Annotated in this window: 14 protein-coding genes; 8 read left to right on the plus strand and 6 right to left on the minus strand. The window is 58.5% G+C overall.

What is annotated here, in order from left to right; all coding sequences use genetic code 11:
• Positions 1-89 precede the first annotated feature (89 nt).
• The 3 genes from O987_RS29495 to O987_RS29670 all read left to right on the plus strand — a co-directional run bounded on the left by O987_RS29495 (position 90) and on the right by O987_RS29670 (position 1,299).
• A complete protein-coding gene (locus O987_RS29495; RefSeq protein WP_050881006.1) occupies positions 90-491 on the plus strand; it encodes a cache domain-containing protein in 402 nt (133 codons plus the stop codon).
• A 78-nt stretch (positions 492-569) separates the two neighbouring features.
• A complete protein-coding gene (locus O987_RS29665) occupies positions 570-1,103 on the plus strand; it encodes a diguanylate cyclase (protein ID WP_051962187.1) in 534 nt (177 codons plus the stop codon).
• A complete protein-coding gene (locus tag O987_RS29670; RefSeq protein WP_268746912.1) occupies positions 1,015-1,299 on the plus strand; it encodes a diguanylate cyclase domain-containing protein in 285 nt (94 codons plus the stop codon). The genes O987_RS29665 and O987_RS29670 overlap by 89 nt, the downstream gene beginning before the upstream one ends.
• 276 nt (positions 1,300-1,575) lie before the next feature.
• Here O987_RS29670 and fabF read toward each other — a convergent pair whose 3' ends face one another.
• Positions 1,576-2,847, minus strand: a complete 1,272-nt coding sequence (gene fabF / locus O987_RS15215; RefSeq protein WP_080731641.1) for a beta-ketoacyl-ACP synthase II — start codon at positions 2,845-2,847, stop codon at positions 1,576-1,578.
• A gap of 108 nt (positions 2,848-2,955) precedes the next feature.
• Here fabF and O987_RS15220 point away from each other — a divergent pair, with 108 nt between their 5' ends.
• Positions 2,956-3,537 carry a TetR/AcrR family transcriptional regulator gene (locus O987_RS15220; protein WP_043373252.1) on the plus strand — a complete coding sequence of 194 codons (582 nt, stop codon included), beginning with the start codon at positions 2,956-2,958 and terminating at the stop codon, positions 3,535-3,537.
• 296 nt (positions 3,538-3,833) lie between these two features.
• Here O987_RS15220 and O987_RS15225 read toward each other — a convergent pair whose 3' ends face one another.
• The 4 genes from O987_RS15225 to O987_RS15245 form a co-directional block, all read right to left on the minus strand.
• On the minus strand, positions 3,834-5,819 hold the full coding sequence (locus O987_RS15225) for an oleate hydratase (RefSeq protein ID WP_043373254.1): 1,986 nt from the start codon (positions 5,817-5,819) through the stop codon (positions 3,834-3,836).
• A 449-nt stretch (positions 5,820-6,268) separates the two neighbouring features.
• A complete protein-coding gene (locus tag O987_RS15235) occupies positions 6,269-6,646 on the minus strand; it encodes an ester cyclase (protein WP_051962305.1) in 378 nt (125 codons plus the stop codon).
• Between the two features lie 175 nt (positions 6,647-6,821).
• Positions 6,822-8,177, minus strand: a complete 1,356-nt coding sequence (locus O987_RS15240) for an FAD-dependent oxidoreductase (RefSeq protein ID WP_003054322.1) — start codon at positions 8,175-8,177, stop codon at positions 6,822-6,824.
• A gap of 11 nt (positions 8,178-8,188) precedes the next feature.
• Complete coding sequence (locus O987_RS15245) at positions 8,189-9,256, minus strand: Bug family tripartite tricarboxylate transporter substrate binding protein (RefSeq protein WP_232536016.1); 1,068 nt, start codon at positions 9,254-9,256, stop codon at positions 8,189-8,191.
• Between the two features lie 30 nt (positions 9,257-9,286).
• Between O987_RS15245 and O987_RS15250 the strand changes: the two genes are divergently transcribed.
• Positions 9,287-10,168, plus strand: a complete 882-nt coding sequence (locus O987_RS15250; RefSeq protein ID WP_235214155.1) for a LysR family transcriptional regulator — start codon at positions 9,287-9,289, stop codon at positions 10,166-10,168.
• A gap of 115 nt (positions 10,169-10,283) precedes the next feature.
• On the opposite strand, the gene O987_RS15255 is transcribed toward O987_RS15250, so the two are convergent.
• Positions 10,284-10,535, minus strand: a complete 252-nt coding sequence (locus tag O987_RS15255) for a TOBE domain-containing protein (RefSeq protein ID WP_050873589.1) — start codon at positions 10,533-10,535, stop codon at positions 10,284-10,286.
• Between the two features lie 515 nt (positions 10,536-11,050).
• On the opposite strand from O987_RS15255, the gene O987_RS15260 reads away from it, so the two are divergent.
• From O987_RS15260 to O987_RS15270, 3 genes are all read left to right on the plus strand, one after another.
• Positions 11,051-11,674 (plus strand): glutathione S-transferase family protein, encoded by a 624-nt coding sequence (locus O987_RS15260; RefSeq protein ID WP_043373264.1) that lies wholly within the window; start codon positions 11,051-11,053, stop codon positions 11,672-11,674.
• Between the two features lie 153 nt (positions 11,675-11,827).
• Positions 11,828-12,304 carry a RidA family protein gene (locus tag O987_RS15265; RefSeq protein WP_019043672.1) on the plus strand — a complete coding sequence of 159 codons (477 nt, stop codon included), beginning with the start codon at positions 11,828-11,830 and terminating at the stop codon, positions 12,302-12,304.
• A gap of 131 nt (positions 12,305-12,435) precedes the next feature.
• Positions 12,436-12,819: a VOC family protein gene (locus O987_RS15270; RefSeq protein WP_019043671.1), complete on the plus strand. Its 384-nt coding sequence runs from the start codon at positions 12,436-12,438 to the stop codon at positions 12,817-12,819.
• The last annotated feature ends 169 nt before the right edge of the window (positions 12,820-12,988 follow it).

Genomic DNA, 12,988 nt, shown 5'->3' on the forward strand with positions numbered 1-12,988 from the left:
AGATCAATTCCAAATCGCCAAAAGCTCACTATTCGCTGAAGAAAGCAGGCGCATCACCATTGAAAGCGCTATCGCGAAGCGCTGACTTGATGGCTGCGTCGCCACATGTTCGCAAAGCGGCCTTGTTCGACAAGGCGGCGAGCGCGACCTATCTGGGATCCATTCTGGTGCTCAATGCTGAGGGGAAAGTCACCCTCAAAGCAGGTGCAGAGAGTCTGGTGGACGACAGCTTCTCTGATCGGGATTTTTTCAAAGCACACCAGGAAAGCTCCAACCTGGGCCTCTATGTGGGCGACCCTTATGTATCACCACTTCATGGCTACTCGATGAGCATTCCTCTCAGTCGCAGGATTTCTCATGCGAACGGCTTTTTCGCTGGCATCTTGCTGATTGATATACAGCTCGAATACTCCCAGAAACTATTTTCTGAACTGTCGCTAGGCACACATGGAGCGCAGGCACTGAAAAGTCATAGGTCGCAATATCAGTAGCGCCAGCACATTCAAGCAGTTCATGGCGGCGCCAGAGGGCAGCTTTCGGACACGTCGTATATCGACGGTGCAAGACGCTTGTATTTCTTCAAGACTTTGCCGAACCTGCCTTTCATCATCATGGTGGCAAAGGCGCATTCTGATATTTATGCGGTTTGGCGGCACAGAACATTGCTCATTGCCTCTGTCATGGGGACACTCACATTGGCATCCATCGGTCTGTCCTGCGATTTTGGAGTACAGCTCAAGCGCAAAATACGCACGCAGGCTGAGCCAGCAATGGTGGCGCGCACCGATGGACTGACGGGCTTGAGCAACCGCCGCAAGCTCGATGAAATCCTGGATCAGGAATGGCGAAGAGCCACACGGCATCAGAGTACCCTGTCATTGCTATTCGTGGATATTGACTGTTTCAGGGCCTACAACGACAACGACGGGCATCAAGCTGGCGACACCGTTCTAGCGACCGTGGCGAAACGCATTGCCAACAATATCCGCCGCCCCGGAGATGGTGCCGCTCGCTATGGAGGCGAGGAGTTCCTTGTCGTTTTGCCCGACACGTCTTCGGACGGTGCAGAATTCATTGCTGAGAATATTCGTCTCGCACATTGAACATACAGAAAGCGCTTTCGGTCACATCACGGTCAGCATAGGGAGTGCCACGTGGGGCCCAGAACGGACCGATACAGATATGGCAGCGGTGATCCGTGATGCCGACGAGGTGCTCTACAACGCCAAGATGACTGGGCGCAACAAGGTAGCCTTGTCAGCACAACACAGATGCTGGGTGCCGCAGGCCCACCGCTGATCGGGACGGCTGCATTCGGCCAGCTCCAGAGGTGCAAGCGCAACGGCTCTCAAGACCGCACTCAGCTCGGGCTTCTACGCCCCTGCCCGAATACCCCGCAGCGATCGGACGTGGTCCTTCATCCGCTGTCCCAATACCCAGGCGCAATATCCGCGATCCAGGCGCGGCGCCTTTTATCCATTTCGCGCACTGGCAACGGTCGGCTCGAGAGTCTGCACGAACGCCCGGAAGCCGCATGTCTGTTGCGGCCTCGTGGAGGCTCCGGTGCGCCATTGCTCAGGCCGCAAATCGCTTCAGAATCAAGGATGCATTGACACCGCCGAACCCAAATCCGTTGAGCATGGCGTGCTCCATCGCATGGGCACGTGCATTACCGGCGATCAGATCCAGACCGGCCGCCATAGGATCTGGATGCTCCAGGTTCAGCACGGGTGGTGCGATCTGGTCGCGCAAGGCCAATGCCGTGAAGATCGCGGCAGCTCCGCCAGCTGCTCCCAACATATGGCCCAGGGCCGATTTGGTGGCCGTGATCGAAGGACCGGAGTCTGCGCCAAACACTTGACGAATGGCGGCCAGCTCGCCTCGGTCACCTACGGGTGTAGAGGTCGCATGGGCATTCAGATGCTGAATATCACCAGCTTGCAGCTGTGCTTGACGCAGCGCGGCGCGCATCGAACGAGCAGCGCCCGCTCCATCCTCCGGACCGGAAGTGACATGGTAGGCATCGGCAGAGGTACCATAGCCCACGATCTCCGCCAGTGGCTTGGCGCCGCGCTCCAATGCGTGATCCAGTGCCTCAAGCACCAGCAGCCCCGCACCTTCGGCCATGACAAAGCCATCCCGCGCCTGATCGAAAGGTCGGGAAGCCCTCGCGGGATCGCCGCCGCAAAAAGTCGTCACGGCCTTTGCCGCAGCAAAGCTGCCTAGCGCAACCCGGTCAATCGTGGCTTCGCTACCACCACAGAGCGCCATGTCCGCTTCGTCATTGCGAATCAAGCGCGCCGCATCGCCAATGGCTTGAATACTGGCAGCACAAGCAGTCACCGGCGCCCCCAACGGCCCCATGAGCCGGTGCCTGATCGATACCTGCCCCGCGGCCAGATTGGCCAGGAAAGCGGGTACCGTGAAGGGTGACAGGCGCTGGGGTCCCTTGCCATCCGTGGTTCGCACGGCTTCTGCGATGGTGCTGAATCCGCCCACGCCGGAGCCGATGATGGTCGCCGCGCGCTCCCGCTGCTCGGCTGATGGATGAGCCCACTGCGCATGGGCCAGAGCCTGGCCGGCTGCGCCCAACGCAAATGCAATGAAGCGATCCATGCGGCGTAGCTCTTTCGCTGAAATGATGGCTTCGGCATTCCACCCGGCCTCTGGATCCTCCTGCTGGCCTGGTACACGCCCGGCCACACAGACGCCTGTCCCCTCGGCGGTACCAGCACTCAGAGTCCGCACCCCGGACCGGCCGGCCAGCAGCCTCTGCCAGGCCAGTTCCACATTGCACCCTAAAGGAGATACCAGACCCAAGCCGGTAATAACCACCCGACGACCCATGCTGCGCCTTTCGCATGTCATGCCCAGTCTCCAGCAGGGACAGAGCATGACTATATTGATGATGACCGCAATCATAAATGAGTTTTGATGACGGCTATCATCTAACGCATGAAAGTGAGCAAAGCACAGGCAGCCGAGAATCGCGAGGGAATCGTGGATGCCGCTGCACGTCTGTATCGAGAAAAAGGCCTGGATGGAGTGGGCGTGGCGGAGATCACCCGCGACGCAGGATTGACACATGGTGGGCTGTACCGGCACTTCGAGTCCAAGGATGCCCTCGCACGCGAGGCATGCCTGCGCGCATTCGAGTGGACAATCACCCCGCTGGACGGATTGGAGTCTTCGGAGGCCGACGCCGCATCTGCAAACAGCCTTCGCGCACTGGTGCATGGCTATCTTTCCGCAACCCACCGCGACCACCCTGGAGAGGGCTGCCCTGCTGCTGCATTGGCCGCAGATGCCGCCAGAGCAGGCCCCGAAATGTCAGAGGTATTTGCGCTGGGTGTGGAACGCAACATCCAACGCTTTATGGGCGTGCTCCAGGGTGAAGACGAGACAAGACGCAGCGAGACTATCGTGACCCTCAGCAGCATGGTGGGTGCACTGGTTCTCGCTCGGGCAACAGCAGCGGGCAACCCGGCTCTTTCTGAAGAAATACTGGCCACCCTGCGAAAGCAATTAGCTCCGTAACCGCCTGGTTGGGGCATTCGCTCGCGCATTAGAAACGCGTCACGGCCGGTGCGGACTCCCCAAACAGGCATTGGGCAGCGTCGCCGCTATGGGCCGCGACTGCCGACCAGGGTGAGACGAACCGGACAACGGCTGATGGCCTCGCACACGCTGATCGCGAAAAGACAGGATGACCTGCCAGATTCGATGCGCTCCAACATGGAGACGGAAGAATCATGAGCACACCTTGCATGTGCTCATGACCCTGGTTGTTTCGCCAAAACGAGGTCTGGCAGGCGCGTCATGCGCAAACGCTGCTATCTGGATCTATCGCGCAGACCTTCGCTCCAGCGCGCCAGCCAGCCCGAGGCTGCCACCAGTGCCTGGCTGCCCTTGCCCAGCAACGAAGAGAGCTCCGTCTCGGCACGCTCGCGCAGCGTCTCCTCGTTTTCAGGCAGCGGCGGCAATATATGGGCGTAGTAGCTATTGCCCAGAACCCGGTGCAGCAGGCGCTCTCCCGGAAAAGGCTCGTTGTTGTTCAGCGCCCGCGCGCCTTTGAGAATATTGCGGATGTCGTACTGCGTGGGGCTGATATCGGCCACCTGCTTGGGCAGTCCCAGCAGCGTGTAGACGCCGATACGCGCCGTGCGCACCGAACTCTCCATCGTGAAGATCACATCGTTGCTGGTCTCCACGAACTGGCCCAGCAAGGCCAGATTGGTACAGCCCTGAGGCACCACATGAGGCCGGTCACCCGCCGCGCGCGGCATGAACTGCGCAGTGATGTAGGGCATCAGAGCCAGGCGCACCTTGGTGTTGGCGGCCACCGCATCGAGCTGATCATCGATACCCAGGTGGTAGCACAGCTCGGCCAGGATCTCTCGTCCGGTACAGGCGGGCATGGGCTTCCTGATATGGTTGCCCTCCTTGTCCATCAGCAGCGCATAAACCCACAGCACCAGTACGTCGTCAGGCTGATCGGGAAAATGCGGTTGGCGGTTGCAGGTGAAGCTCATCACCCAATTGGAATCCGTGAAAGTGATGATGCCGCCGGTGACCGTCTTGCCCGAATATGGATCATTGACCGCCAGTTCCTTGAGCTTGTCGATCAAGGGGGAAGGCTTGCAGGTAAGCGTGGCCGACTCCCACATCGAGCGGGAAACATCACCGCAGAACTTCTCGGGCTTGCCGAAGACCGGAGATTTCTTCGCCAGGTTCTGCCACAGCGTCCAGTCGCTGCCCTCGCCCGGCTCGCCATTGCCGCGCGCCAGTACCGGTACCGTGTCCATGTCTCCGTAGGCCGTGCCCTCGGTCATTGAACCAGTCAGCGCAAACACCACGTCGTCGGAGCCGACGGTGATGCTCTCCTCGCGACCCGCAACCTTGCAGCGGATCGCGGTCACGGTGCGGCTGCCCTCGTCCTCACGCATGTCCAGTTCATGGGCACGGGTGTCGAACTGCACGCGCACCCCCTGCTCCTGCAGCATGCGGGCCAGCGGCACGACAAAGCTGTCGTACTGGTTGTACTTGGGGAACACCAGGGCCGACATGTCGGTCAGGCCGTCAATGGCATCAAGGAAGCGATGCATGTACAGCTTCATCTCCAGCAGGCTTTGCCAGTTCTCAAAGGCGAACATCGAACGCCACAGATACCAAAAGTTGGTCTCGAGAAAGCTCTTGCTGAAATACTCCTCGATCGTGATGTCGTTCAGGTCTTCCTTGCGCTTGAGCAGCAGCTTGACGATCTCCCACTGGTGCGACTTGCTCAGACCCAGCGTAGCGAAATCGCGGATCTGCCCCTGCTTGTGCATCAGCCTGGCCTTGGACCAATTGGGATCTTTGTCGTTGATCCAGCGGTATTCATCGAGCACGCTGTAGCCTTCAGGCAGCTCCAGCGCCGGGACATCCTGGAACAGATCCCAGAAGTTGTCGTAGTTCCAGTTCATCTCGCGGCCACCGCGCACGATGTAGCCATCCTCGGCATTGCCCGAGCCATCAAGCGAACCGCCGGCAATGCTCAGGCTGTCAAGAATCGTGATGTCCTCCCCCTTCATTCCTCCGTCGCGAATCAGATAGAAAGCGACCGCCAGTCCGGCAATGCCGCTGCCTATGATCCATGCCTTGCGGCCCGACTCCTGCCTGGTCGGTACGGGACGATTGCGCATGTACGGACCGACCATGTCCGGCGGGGGCAAGGTATCTTTCGCGCTCTTGCGCCAAAAGCTCTCCCCGACATTCGCCTCCACGCGAACGGAAGCCTGGGACTCTGCACGATTCATGGTCTTGCCTTTCATGGATGTCATTGATGATGACGCTCTATATTTACCAGTAATGCACCGGCTGCGATTTGATATGCCATAAGAGCATCTCAACGCACATTTGCTCAAGCCCTTGAGGAAATGACTGGGAAAGAGAAAAATCCTCAGCGGACATGGGCTCTGGAAAATCGAGCCACTGCTGAAATAAGCAGGCCTCAATCAACAGGCTAAAGCAGGATATTCTTCCCAGTGCCAAAAGCATTGCTACAGCTTATCAGTGATGGTGCCCGCTCGGTCACTTCTCAGAGAGTACATGGCGCGCATCCGAAAATTGCCCACCGAAAGTATTTTTCTGGACGGACTCTTGGTCGTAGCAGCCTCCGACACCAAGTCCTTGAAAACTGCCCAGAATCGAGTGCAGCCAATGACAGGCCGAGGCAACAGAGAATGCAGTTGCCCAGGCTCGGATCGAAGCATCAAGTGCTCTGCAACACTTAGAACATGCCCAGTTTGTTGGGTGAGTCCTTGGGTACCTGCTGTCCTATATCCCACATTTCGACGATCTTGCCATTCTCGAATCGAAGAATATGCACGACCGCAATATCCATATCGACTCTCTCACGCCGCAAATGTGAATAGACCGCAACCCGGTCATCAGATTCAATGGTTTGTTTGACCATGAACGATCTATTGGGTTCTGATTCAGCGCTTTGTTCCATGCCAAGCAGCAAGGACTCCCGATCAGCGGGGAAATACGCGTTGTGATGGTGAAAACTCTCCGACACGTACAGATCGTAGGCTTTTCTTACCTGCCCTGTTGCGCACAAGGTCAGGAAGTCTGCCGCAATAGCGGCCTTGCTCCGGTTGCCCATGCTCATGCTCCATGGAGGCCGATGTTCGGCCCAAGGGTTTCAAGCTCAGGCCTATCCATGCCGGTGGTTGATGAAGCCAAATCATCAACCCGCCATGTTTTTGAAGCAAGCACCATCCACGACACGGCTACTGCCTGCTTTCGGCCCGCCAGCTCCTGTGATCAAAGATGCGTGCTCATGGCTCAAGCAAGCAGCCGCTTTCACGCAAGACCCGCTGCAAACGCTTTGGGTCCATCCCTTGAACAGCAGCGCTGCCCGCCATCGCTGCCGCGGTGCCCGCGGCCTGCCCCATCACAAAACATCCTCCACTTGCACGAGCAGCAGACTGCCCCTCGTGGGTCATGGAAGCACAACGCCCTGCAACAAGCAGGTTCTCAACCGTCTGCGGCACCAGCATTCTCCAAGACAGATCGTTATAGCCGCGCTCGGGATCCAAGGGAAACCCCCATGTGATGCCTCCGGCTCGATGCAGCTCCATCGGCCACGCATTGATGCCAATGCTGTCATCAAAGCGGACCGAATTCAGGATGTCATCGCCAGTCAGCGCATAGAGACCCTGGATTCGACGCGTCTCACGAATGCCGACCTGAGGGGCGATCTCCACGATTCTCGAATCGGCAAACCCCGGTATCTGCTCCTGCAAGAAGCGGAAGTACTCGACAATCTGACGCCGCCCCTCGACCTCTCCCGCACTCAACTCCTGCGCATCCACGGCATTCATGGCCTGACCGCTGGAATTGGCAATCTGGGTGACATTGGCACGCCACTCCGACGGATTGATCTGCGGCCGAAGAATCGCGCCTTCGCGAGGGAAGTTGTAGCGACCTGGATCGCGGAGCCGAGAACGCTCCATGAAGTCATTGATTGCCTTGAAATCGCCAACCGCCGGCAAGGCCTGCGATGCGTCGACATGGCCAATGCGGAACATCGTGGACGGGAAAAGACCGCTGCCATGCCCGTCGCCCACCTCATAGGGAACGCCGGCCAGGGCTGCGATGTCTGCGTCGCCCGAGCAATCGATGAACATATTGGCCCGAACTGCCTGACGTCCTGACTTGGTCTCGATGACCAGGGCATGAATGCGTGAGTCATCCATCAGCACAGATGAGGCCCTGGTGTGGAACAGCAAATGCACGCCGCAAGACAGCATCCACTGATCCGCCGCGCATTTATAGATGGAAGTGTCATAGGAGCGGACGCGAATCCTGCCCTGCATCCCGTCCTGAGGCTTGTTCAGCCCACCCATTGCCTGCAGTCGTGAAAGCAGATCGTCCACGACGCCATGCACGAGTTGGCGCATTTCCCCTTGATGACGGCCATATAGCCCTGCGAAGTTTGTCACGCCGCCGGCGGTGCCCATCCCTCCCAGGAAACCGTAGGACTCCACAAGAAGGGTTCGTGCCCCAAGCCGAGAAGCGCTGGCGGCAGCAGCCAGTCCGGCCGGACCGCCACCGATGACGACTACATCGTATTCACCCTGAACCGGTAGATAACGGGCAGGCTCCAGAAGGGATTTTTGCGAGGATGTCATGGCTTCTTGCTTCAGTCCAATGTGATCTTGTTACGTTCGACGACAGGCTTCCACCGCGCCACATCCGCAGCCAGCAATCTGCGGAATTCCTCGGGCGAATTCCCCACCGGATCCATGTACTGCATGCGCAGCTTGTCTTTGACGGCAGGCTCGGCAAGGACTTGCGCAATCTGGTCGCGCAGCGCGTCGACAATGGCTGCAGGCGTTTTCGCGGGCACGATGAAACCGATCCATGCATCTCCCTTTATGTCGGGAAGGCCGCTCTGAGCCAGAGTGGGCAGCTCGGGAAGTGATGGCGATCTGCTTGGGGAAGCCACGGCCAGGGCTCGCAGCTTCCCGGCTTTCACATGCGGCATCACGGCTGCGGCAGGTAGCAAGCCCATGTCCACCTCACCCGATAAAAGAGCGGTCACCGCAGCACCCGATCCGCGATAGGGAACATGCACTGCATCGCCGCCCGCCTGAGCTACCAGTGCAGCCATTGCCAGATGCGAGATGGAGCCGGCTCCAATCGACGCAAAGCTGAGCTTGGATTTGTCCCTCATCAGAGCCGACAGCTGCTTGGCATCTGTCGTGGACAGCCTGGAGCCGACGACCAGCACGGACGGCTGGGACACAGCAATGCTCACCAGCCCGATATCCCTGGACGTGTCGTAGGGCATCTTCCGAAACAGAAGCGCGTTGACGCCAAGAGGTCCGGCAATGCTGACACCGATGGTGCGCCCATCCCCCTCGGCCTTGGCCACCATGTCGGTACCAATATTGCCGGCGGCGCCACTCCTGTTCTCCACCACAAAAGCTTGATGCAGCCTGCTGGCCAGCCTATCGCCGATGACGCGGGCCACCAGATCAGGGGTCGAGCCAGCATCGAAGGGCACAAGGACTTTGACAGGGACTTGGGGCCATTCCTGTGAGTAAGCATGCCCACCCGTGATGGAAATGCAGGTGAGAAAAAGGGATAGAAGCAAGCGCGATTTCACAACAATGTCTCCAGGTTCTTGGGTATTCAGGGCGAGTTCCTCATCGCCTGGTACGAACTCTAGGCAAGCAGCATCATTGCGTCGATTGATAATGAACAATATCTGCTAGCGGGAAATCGAATAATGGATATGAAGCTTCTCTCGGTCTTCGACGAGATCTACAAAACACGGAGCGTGAGCCGTGCAGGAGAGAACCTGGGTCTGGCTCAGACCTCGGTCAGTCTGGCACTCGGCAGACTGCGGCGAGCCTTCAATGATCAGCTCTTTGTCCGCACCAGTGAGGGGATGCTTCCCACGCCGCGTGCAGCCGCACTGGTTCCTCAGCTGCGACAGGCTTTGGAACTGCTGCAATCAGCGACCAGGCAGCAGGCGGAATTCGACCCGGCCTCTTCCAGCAGAGCGTTCCGTCTCGCGATGACCGATATCAGTCACCTGGAATTTCTGCCTGCCTTGATGAACAAGCTGGGGAATATCGCGCCCAAGGTGCGAGTCGAAGTACTGCGCATCACGGCCGACACAGCCAGATTGCTGGAGGCAGGCGATGCAGACCTGGCGATAGGCTATATGCCGGAACTCGATGCCGGCTTCTACCAGCAGAAACTGTTCAGGGATGGGTTTGCATGCGTTGTGCGCAGAACGCATCCTCGAATCGGCGACAACCTGACAATGACTCGGTTCAAGACGGAGCGCCATGTGATCATCACGGCTCCTGGAACTGGTAACGAGATAGTCGAGCAGGAGTTGAAACGCCAAGGGGCGCAGCGCAATGTTGCACTGTCTCTGCCCACCCTCCCGGGGGTTGGCAACCTGCTGGCCCATACGGATCTCATCGCCACGGTTCCGCATCGAATTGCGCAGACGCTGGTAAAGATCGCCCAGGTCAAGGCAATCGCGTCACCATACAGGCTTCCAGAGTTCGCCATCAAGCAGCATTGGCATGAACGCTATCAGCAAGACCCGGCAAACCGATGGCTGCGCTCAACCTTGGCAGAGCTATTCCTGGAAATCTGATCAGTTCGGGCGTCTTGGCTACGACAGGCTGAATTCGCTCAGAGCGCGCGCCCGATTGCCGGAACGCCCCCCATGGCTAAAGAATAGAAGAGGCTCCTGTCGGAGCCTGGACCGCTCAATCAACGGCGACCATCACCGACGACGCCTTGAGAACCGCGTAGGCATTGTCGCCCTCCTTCAGCCCCAGCGACTGGGCTGAAGTCGAGGTGATCGAGGATGTGACCCTGACACCGGGAGCAATTTCCAGTGTCAACTCCGTGCTGACCGGGCCTGTGACAATCGAGATGACTTTGCCTTGCAAGACATTTCGAGCACTGATCTTCGTAGCATCTACACCTGAGAAATGACGATGGCCATGAGCATGTATCCAGCGGGTTGATGGCTGTAGAAGCTCTGCGATGTAGAAGTCTTATCGTCCGTTGTATGACTGCCAGGGCTCGATTGCTATCGATCCCACGCTATCCGAGCAGGAGCAAAAGACCATGCAACGCTCACAAGCCTCGCTTCAAGCACCAAGTGCGCCTCATCATCGATGACCCGAAGCGACCACGGCTTCTGCCCTGATGCCGTCGCTGGCACCGCTGCGCGGGACTGGCTCATAGGGCAAGCCATATCAGCTGTGTCCAGCGCCAGCCCCTGGGGCTTGTGCCAGCATGGACCTGTGCCGCAATGATGGCCAAGCGCCACTTGCGTGACACAGACAGACGCAAAACAACCGGTCAACCGCTGCTGGGGGTCTGCAGCCGCATACATTAGAGTACCTGCCGCAAGCGGCTTCATTTTTGTATTCGGTATACCGTCCCCCCGGGCGAGGTCACAGATCCACACATGCTCGCAGCTCCCACTTCCTCAAGGCATTCCTCTTAATGACCCGGAGATGAAATGTTGCGCATTTTGGGCAAGGCATCCTCAATCAATGTTCGCAAGGTACTCTGGGCCTGCGCCGAGTTGGACATCCCCTTCAAGCGGGAAGATTGGGGCAGCGGTTTCCAGTCAACGCTCAGTCCTGAATTCCTCGAGTTGAATCCCAATGCCATGATCCCTGTCATCCAGGACGGTGACTTCACGCCATGGGAGTCCAATACGATCATTCGCTATCTGGCCAATGGCTACAACGGGACCGGGCTCTACCCCATCGATGCCAAAGCGAAGGCCCGGATTGATCAATGGATCGACTGGCAGGCGTCGGACCTCAACAGATCATGGAGCTATGCCTTCATGTCCCTTGTCAGGCAATCGCCCGAGCACCAGGACCGCAGTGCACTGGCCCTGTCTTGCAAGGACTGGGCAAGGCACATGGAAATCCTCGAGCGACAACTGGGCTCCACCGGAGCCTACGTAGGCGGTACCGAGTTTTCTCTGGCGGACATACCTGCAGGACTGTCGGTGAACCGTTGGTTTGAAACTCCGCTTGAGCATCCGGACTTGCCTGCGGTGCGCGAATACTACGAACGCCCGAGTCTTCGCCCGGGATTCCGGCAGCATGGAAGAAACGGCACGCCCTGAGCATGTCCAGCCGACTCAAACATTGAACGCAGCCCATGCAAACGCTGCACCTCGCCCGCGTGCGGAGGCTGCGTCCTGTTACTCCGCTTCGCCTATTGGCGCTTGGGCCCAAGCGGGCCACAGTTTCACTGTCAGCAATGAAAGCAGAACATCATGTCCGAATCACGAGATTCCAGGTTTGCCGCAATGGAAGCGGCACTTTCCCTGAGCTTTTCCGGCGAGATAAAGATCGGCGGAAACTATGTCTCCGTGGTTCGCCACGACAGGCAGGTATTTGTCAGCGGCCAGATCCCTCGCGTCGGTGACAGCGTGGTCGTCACAGGCAGAGTCGGCGCTGAAGTTTCGGTCGAGCAGGCACGGTATGCCGCCAAGATTTGCACCATGCGTGCACTGGCATTGCTGCGGCAAGAGCTGGGATCTCTGGACAGGGTTTCGCGCATTCTGCGCATCACCGTGTTTGTCAAATGCTCAGAGGACTTCAGCCAGCAAAGCGAAGTGGCGGACGGCGCGTCCGAGCTGCTGTATTCCGTGCTGGGCGATGCCGGTATTCATACGCGCACATCCGTGGGGGTCTATCAGCTTCCCAAGAATGCCCCCGTGGAAATCGACCTGATCGCGGCGGTGGATTGATGCCCTATCACGGGGTTCCCCTGAGCTACACTGCTTCGCGTGGGCACCGTCCTGCTGACCTCAACCGCAAGCGCATCAGCCATACAGCACCGCCTGGAAGCTGATCGCGCCTTGCAAGCAGAGACCATCGAATGAGCAATACCACCGATCACGGTGTCCAGTTCGGCCGAATCGCCGCGACGATTCCGGTGAAGGACATGGCCAGAGCCTGTGACTTCTACACCAAGATTCTCGGGTTCACAAAAGTCTTCGAAAACGGGAACCCCGTCGGATTCATGATCCTGAAGCGGCATCACGGCGAGCTGCACCTGAGCCTGCAGCCCAGCCACAAAGCCGTGAAATTCAATGTCGCGCATCTCCTGGTCGACAACGTTGATGCGCTGCACACCATCTGCCATCAATACGGCTTGAGAATCATCAAGAGCCTTCAGGACAAGGACTATGGCCTGAGGGCATTCGTGTTTGAAGACCCTGATGGCAACCGTATCGATGTCGGACAAATGATCCAAGCCTGAATCGTGAGGTAGCCTCGGCCACCTTGGGTGGCCACAGCCCGCCTCGGATCGGAAACCCGGTCGCAGCTAAGGACGAGCACAGTCGCTTCCCTGATTGCCACAGATCGCGTTCGGCCGGGAGCAGGCACACGGCCGGGTTTCACGGCAAAGCGCATCCGGCTGGCCGTTG

It is taken from the genome of Comamonas testosteroni TK102 (assembly GCF_000739375.1).
In the GTDB taxonomy this organism is placed as follows: Bacteria; Pseudomonadota; Gammaproteobacteria; order Burkholderiales; family Burkholderiaceae_C; genus Comamonas; species Comamonas brasiliensis.

Coding starts and splice junctions, on each gene's coding strand:
- O987_RS29495 (WP_050881006.1), top strand. CDS start 90: ATGGCTGCGTCGCCACATGTTCGCAAAGCGGCCTTGTTCGACAAGGCG.
- O987_RS29670 (WP_268746912.1), top strand. CDS start 1,015: ATGGAGGCGAGGAGTTCCTTGTCGTTTTGCCCGACACGTCTTCGGACG.
- fabF (WP_080731641.1), bottom strand. CDS start 2,847: ATGGGTCGTCGGGTGGTTATTACCGGCTTGGGTCTGGTATCTCCTTTA.
- O987_RS15220 (WP_043373252.1), top strand. CDS start 2,956: ATGAAAGTGAGCAAAGCACAGGCAGCCGAGAATCGCGAGGGAATCGTG.
- O987_RS15225 (WP_043373254.1), bottom strand. CDS start 5,819: ATGACATCCATGAAAGGCAAGACCATGAATCGTGCAGAGTCCCAGGCT.
- O987_RS15235 (WP_051962305.1), bottom strand. CDS start 6,646: ATGGGCAACCGGAGCAAGGCCGCTATTGCGGCAGACTTCCTGACCTTG.
- O987_RS15240 (WP_003054322.1), bottom strand. CDS start 8,177: ATGACATCCTCGCAAAAATCCCTTCTGGAGCCTGCCCGTTATCTACCG.
- O987_RS15250 (WP_235214155.1), top strand. CDS start 9,287: ATGAAGCTTCTCTCGGTCTTCGACGAGATCTACAAAACACGGAGCGTG.
- O987_RS15260 (WP_043373264.1), top strand. CDS start 11,051: ATGTTGCGCATTTTGGGCAAGGCATCCTCAATCAATGTTCGCAAGGTA.
- O987_RS15265 (WP_019043672.1), top strand. CDS start 11,828: ATGTCCGAATCACGAGATTCCAGGTTTGCCGCAATGGAAGCGGCACTT.
- O987_RS15270 (WP_019043671.1), top strand. CDS start 12,436: ATGAGCAATACCACCGATCACGGTGTCCAGTTCGGCCGAATCGCCGCG.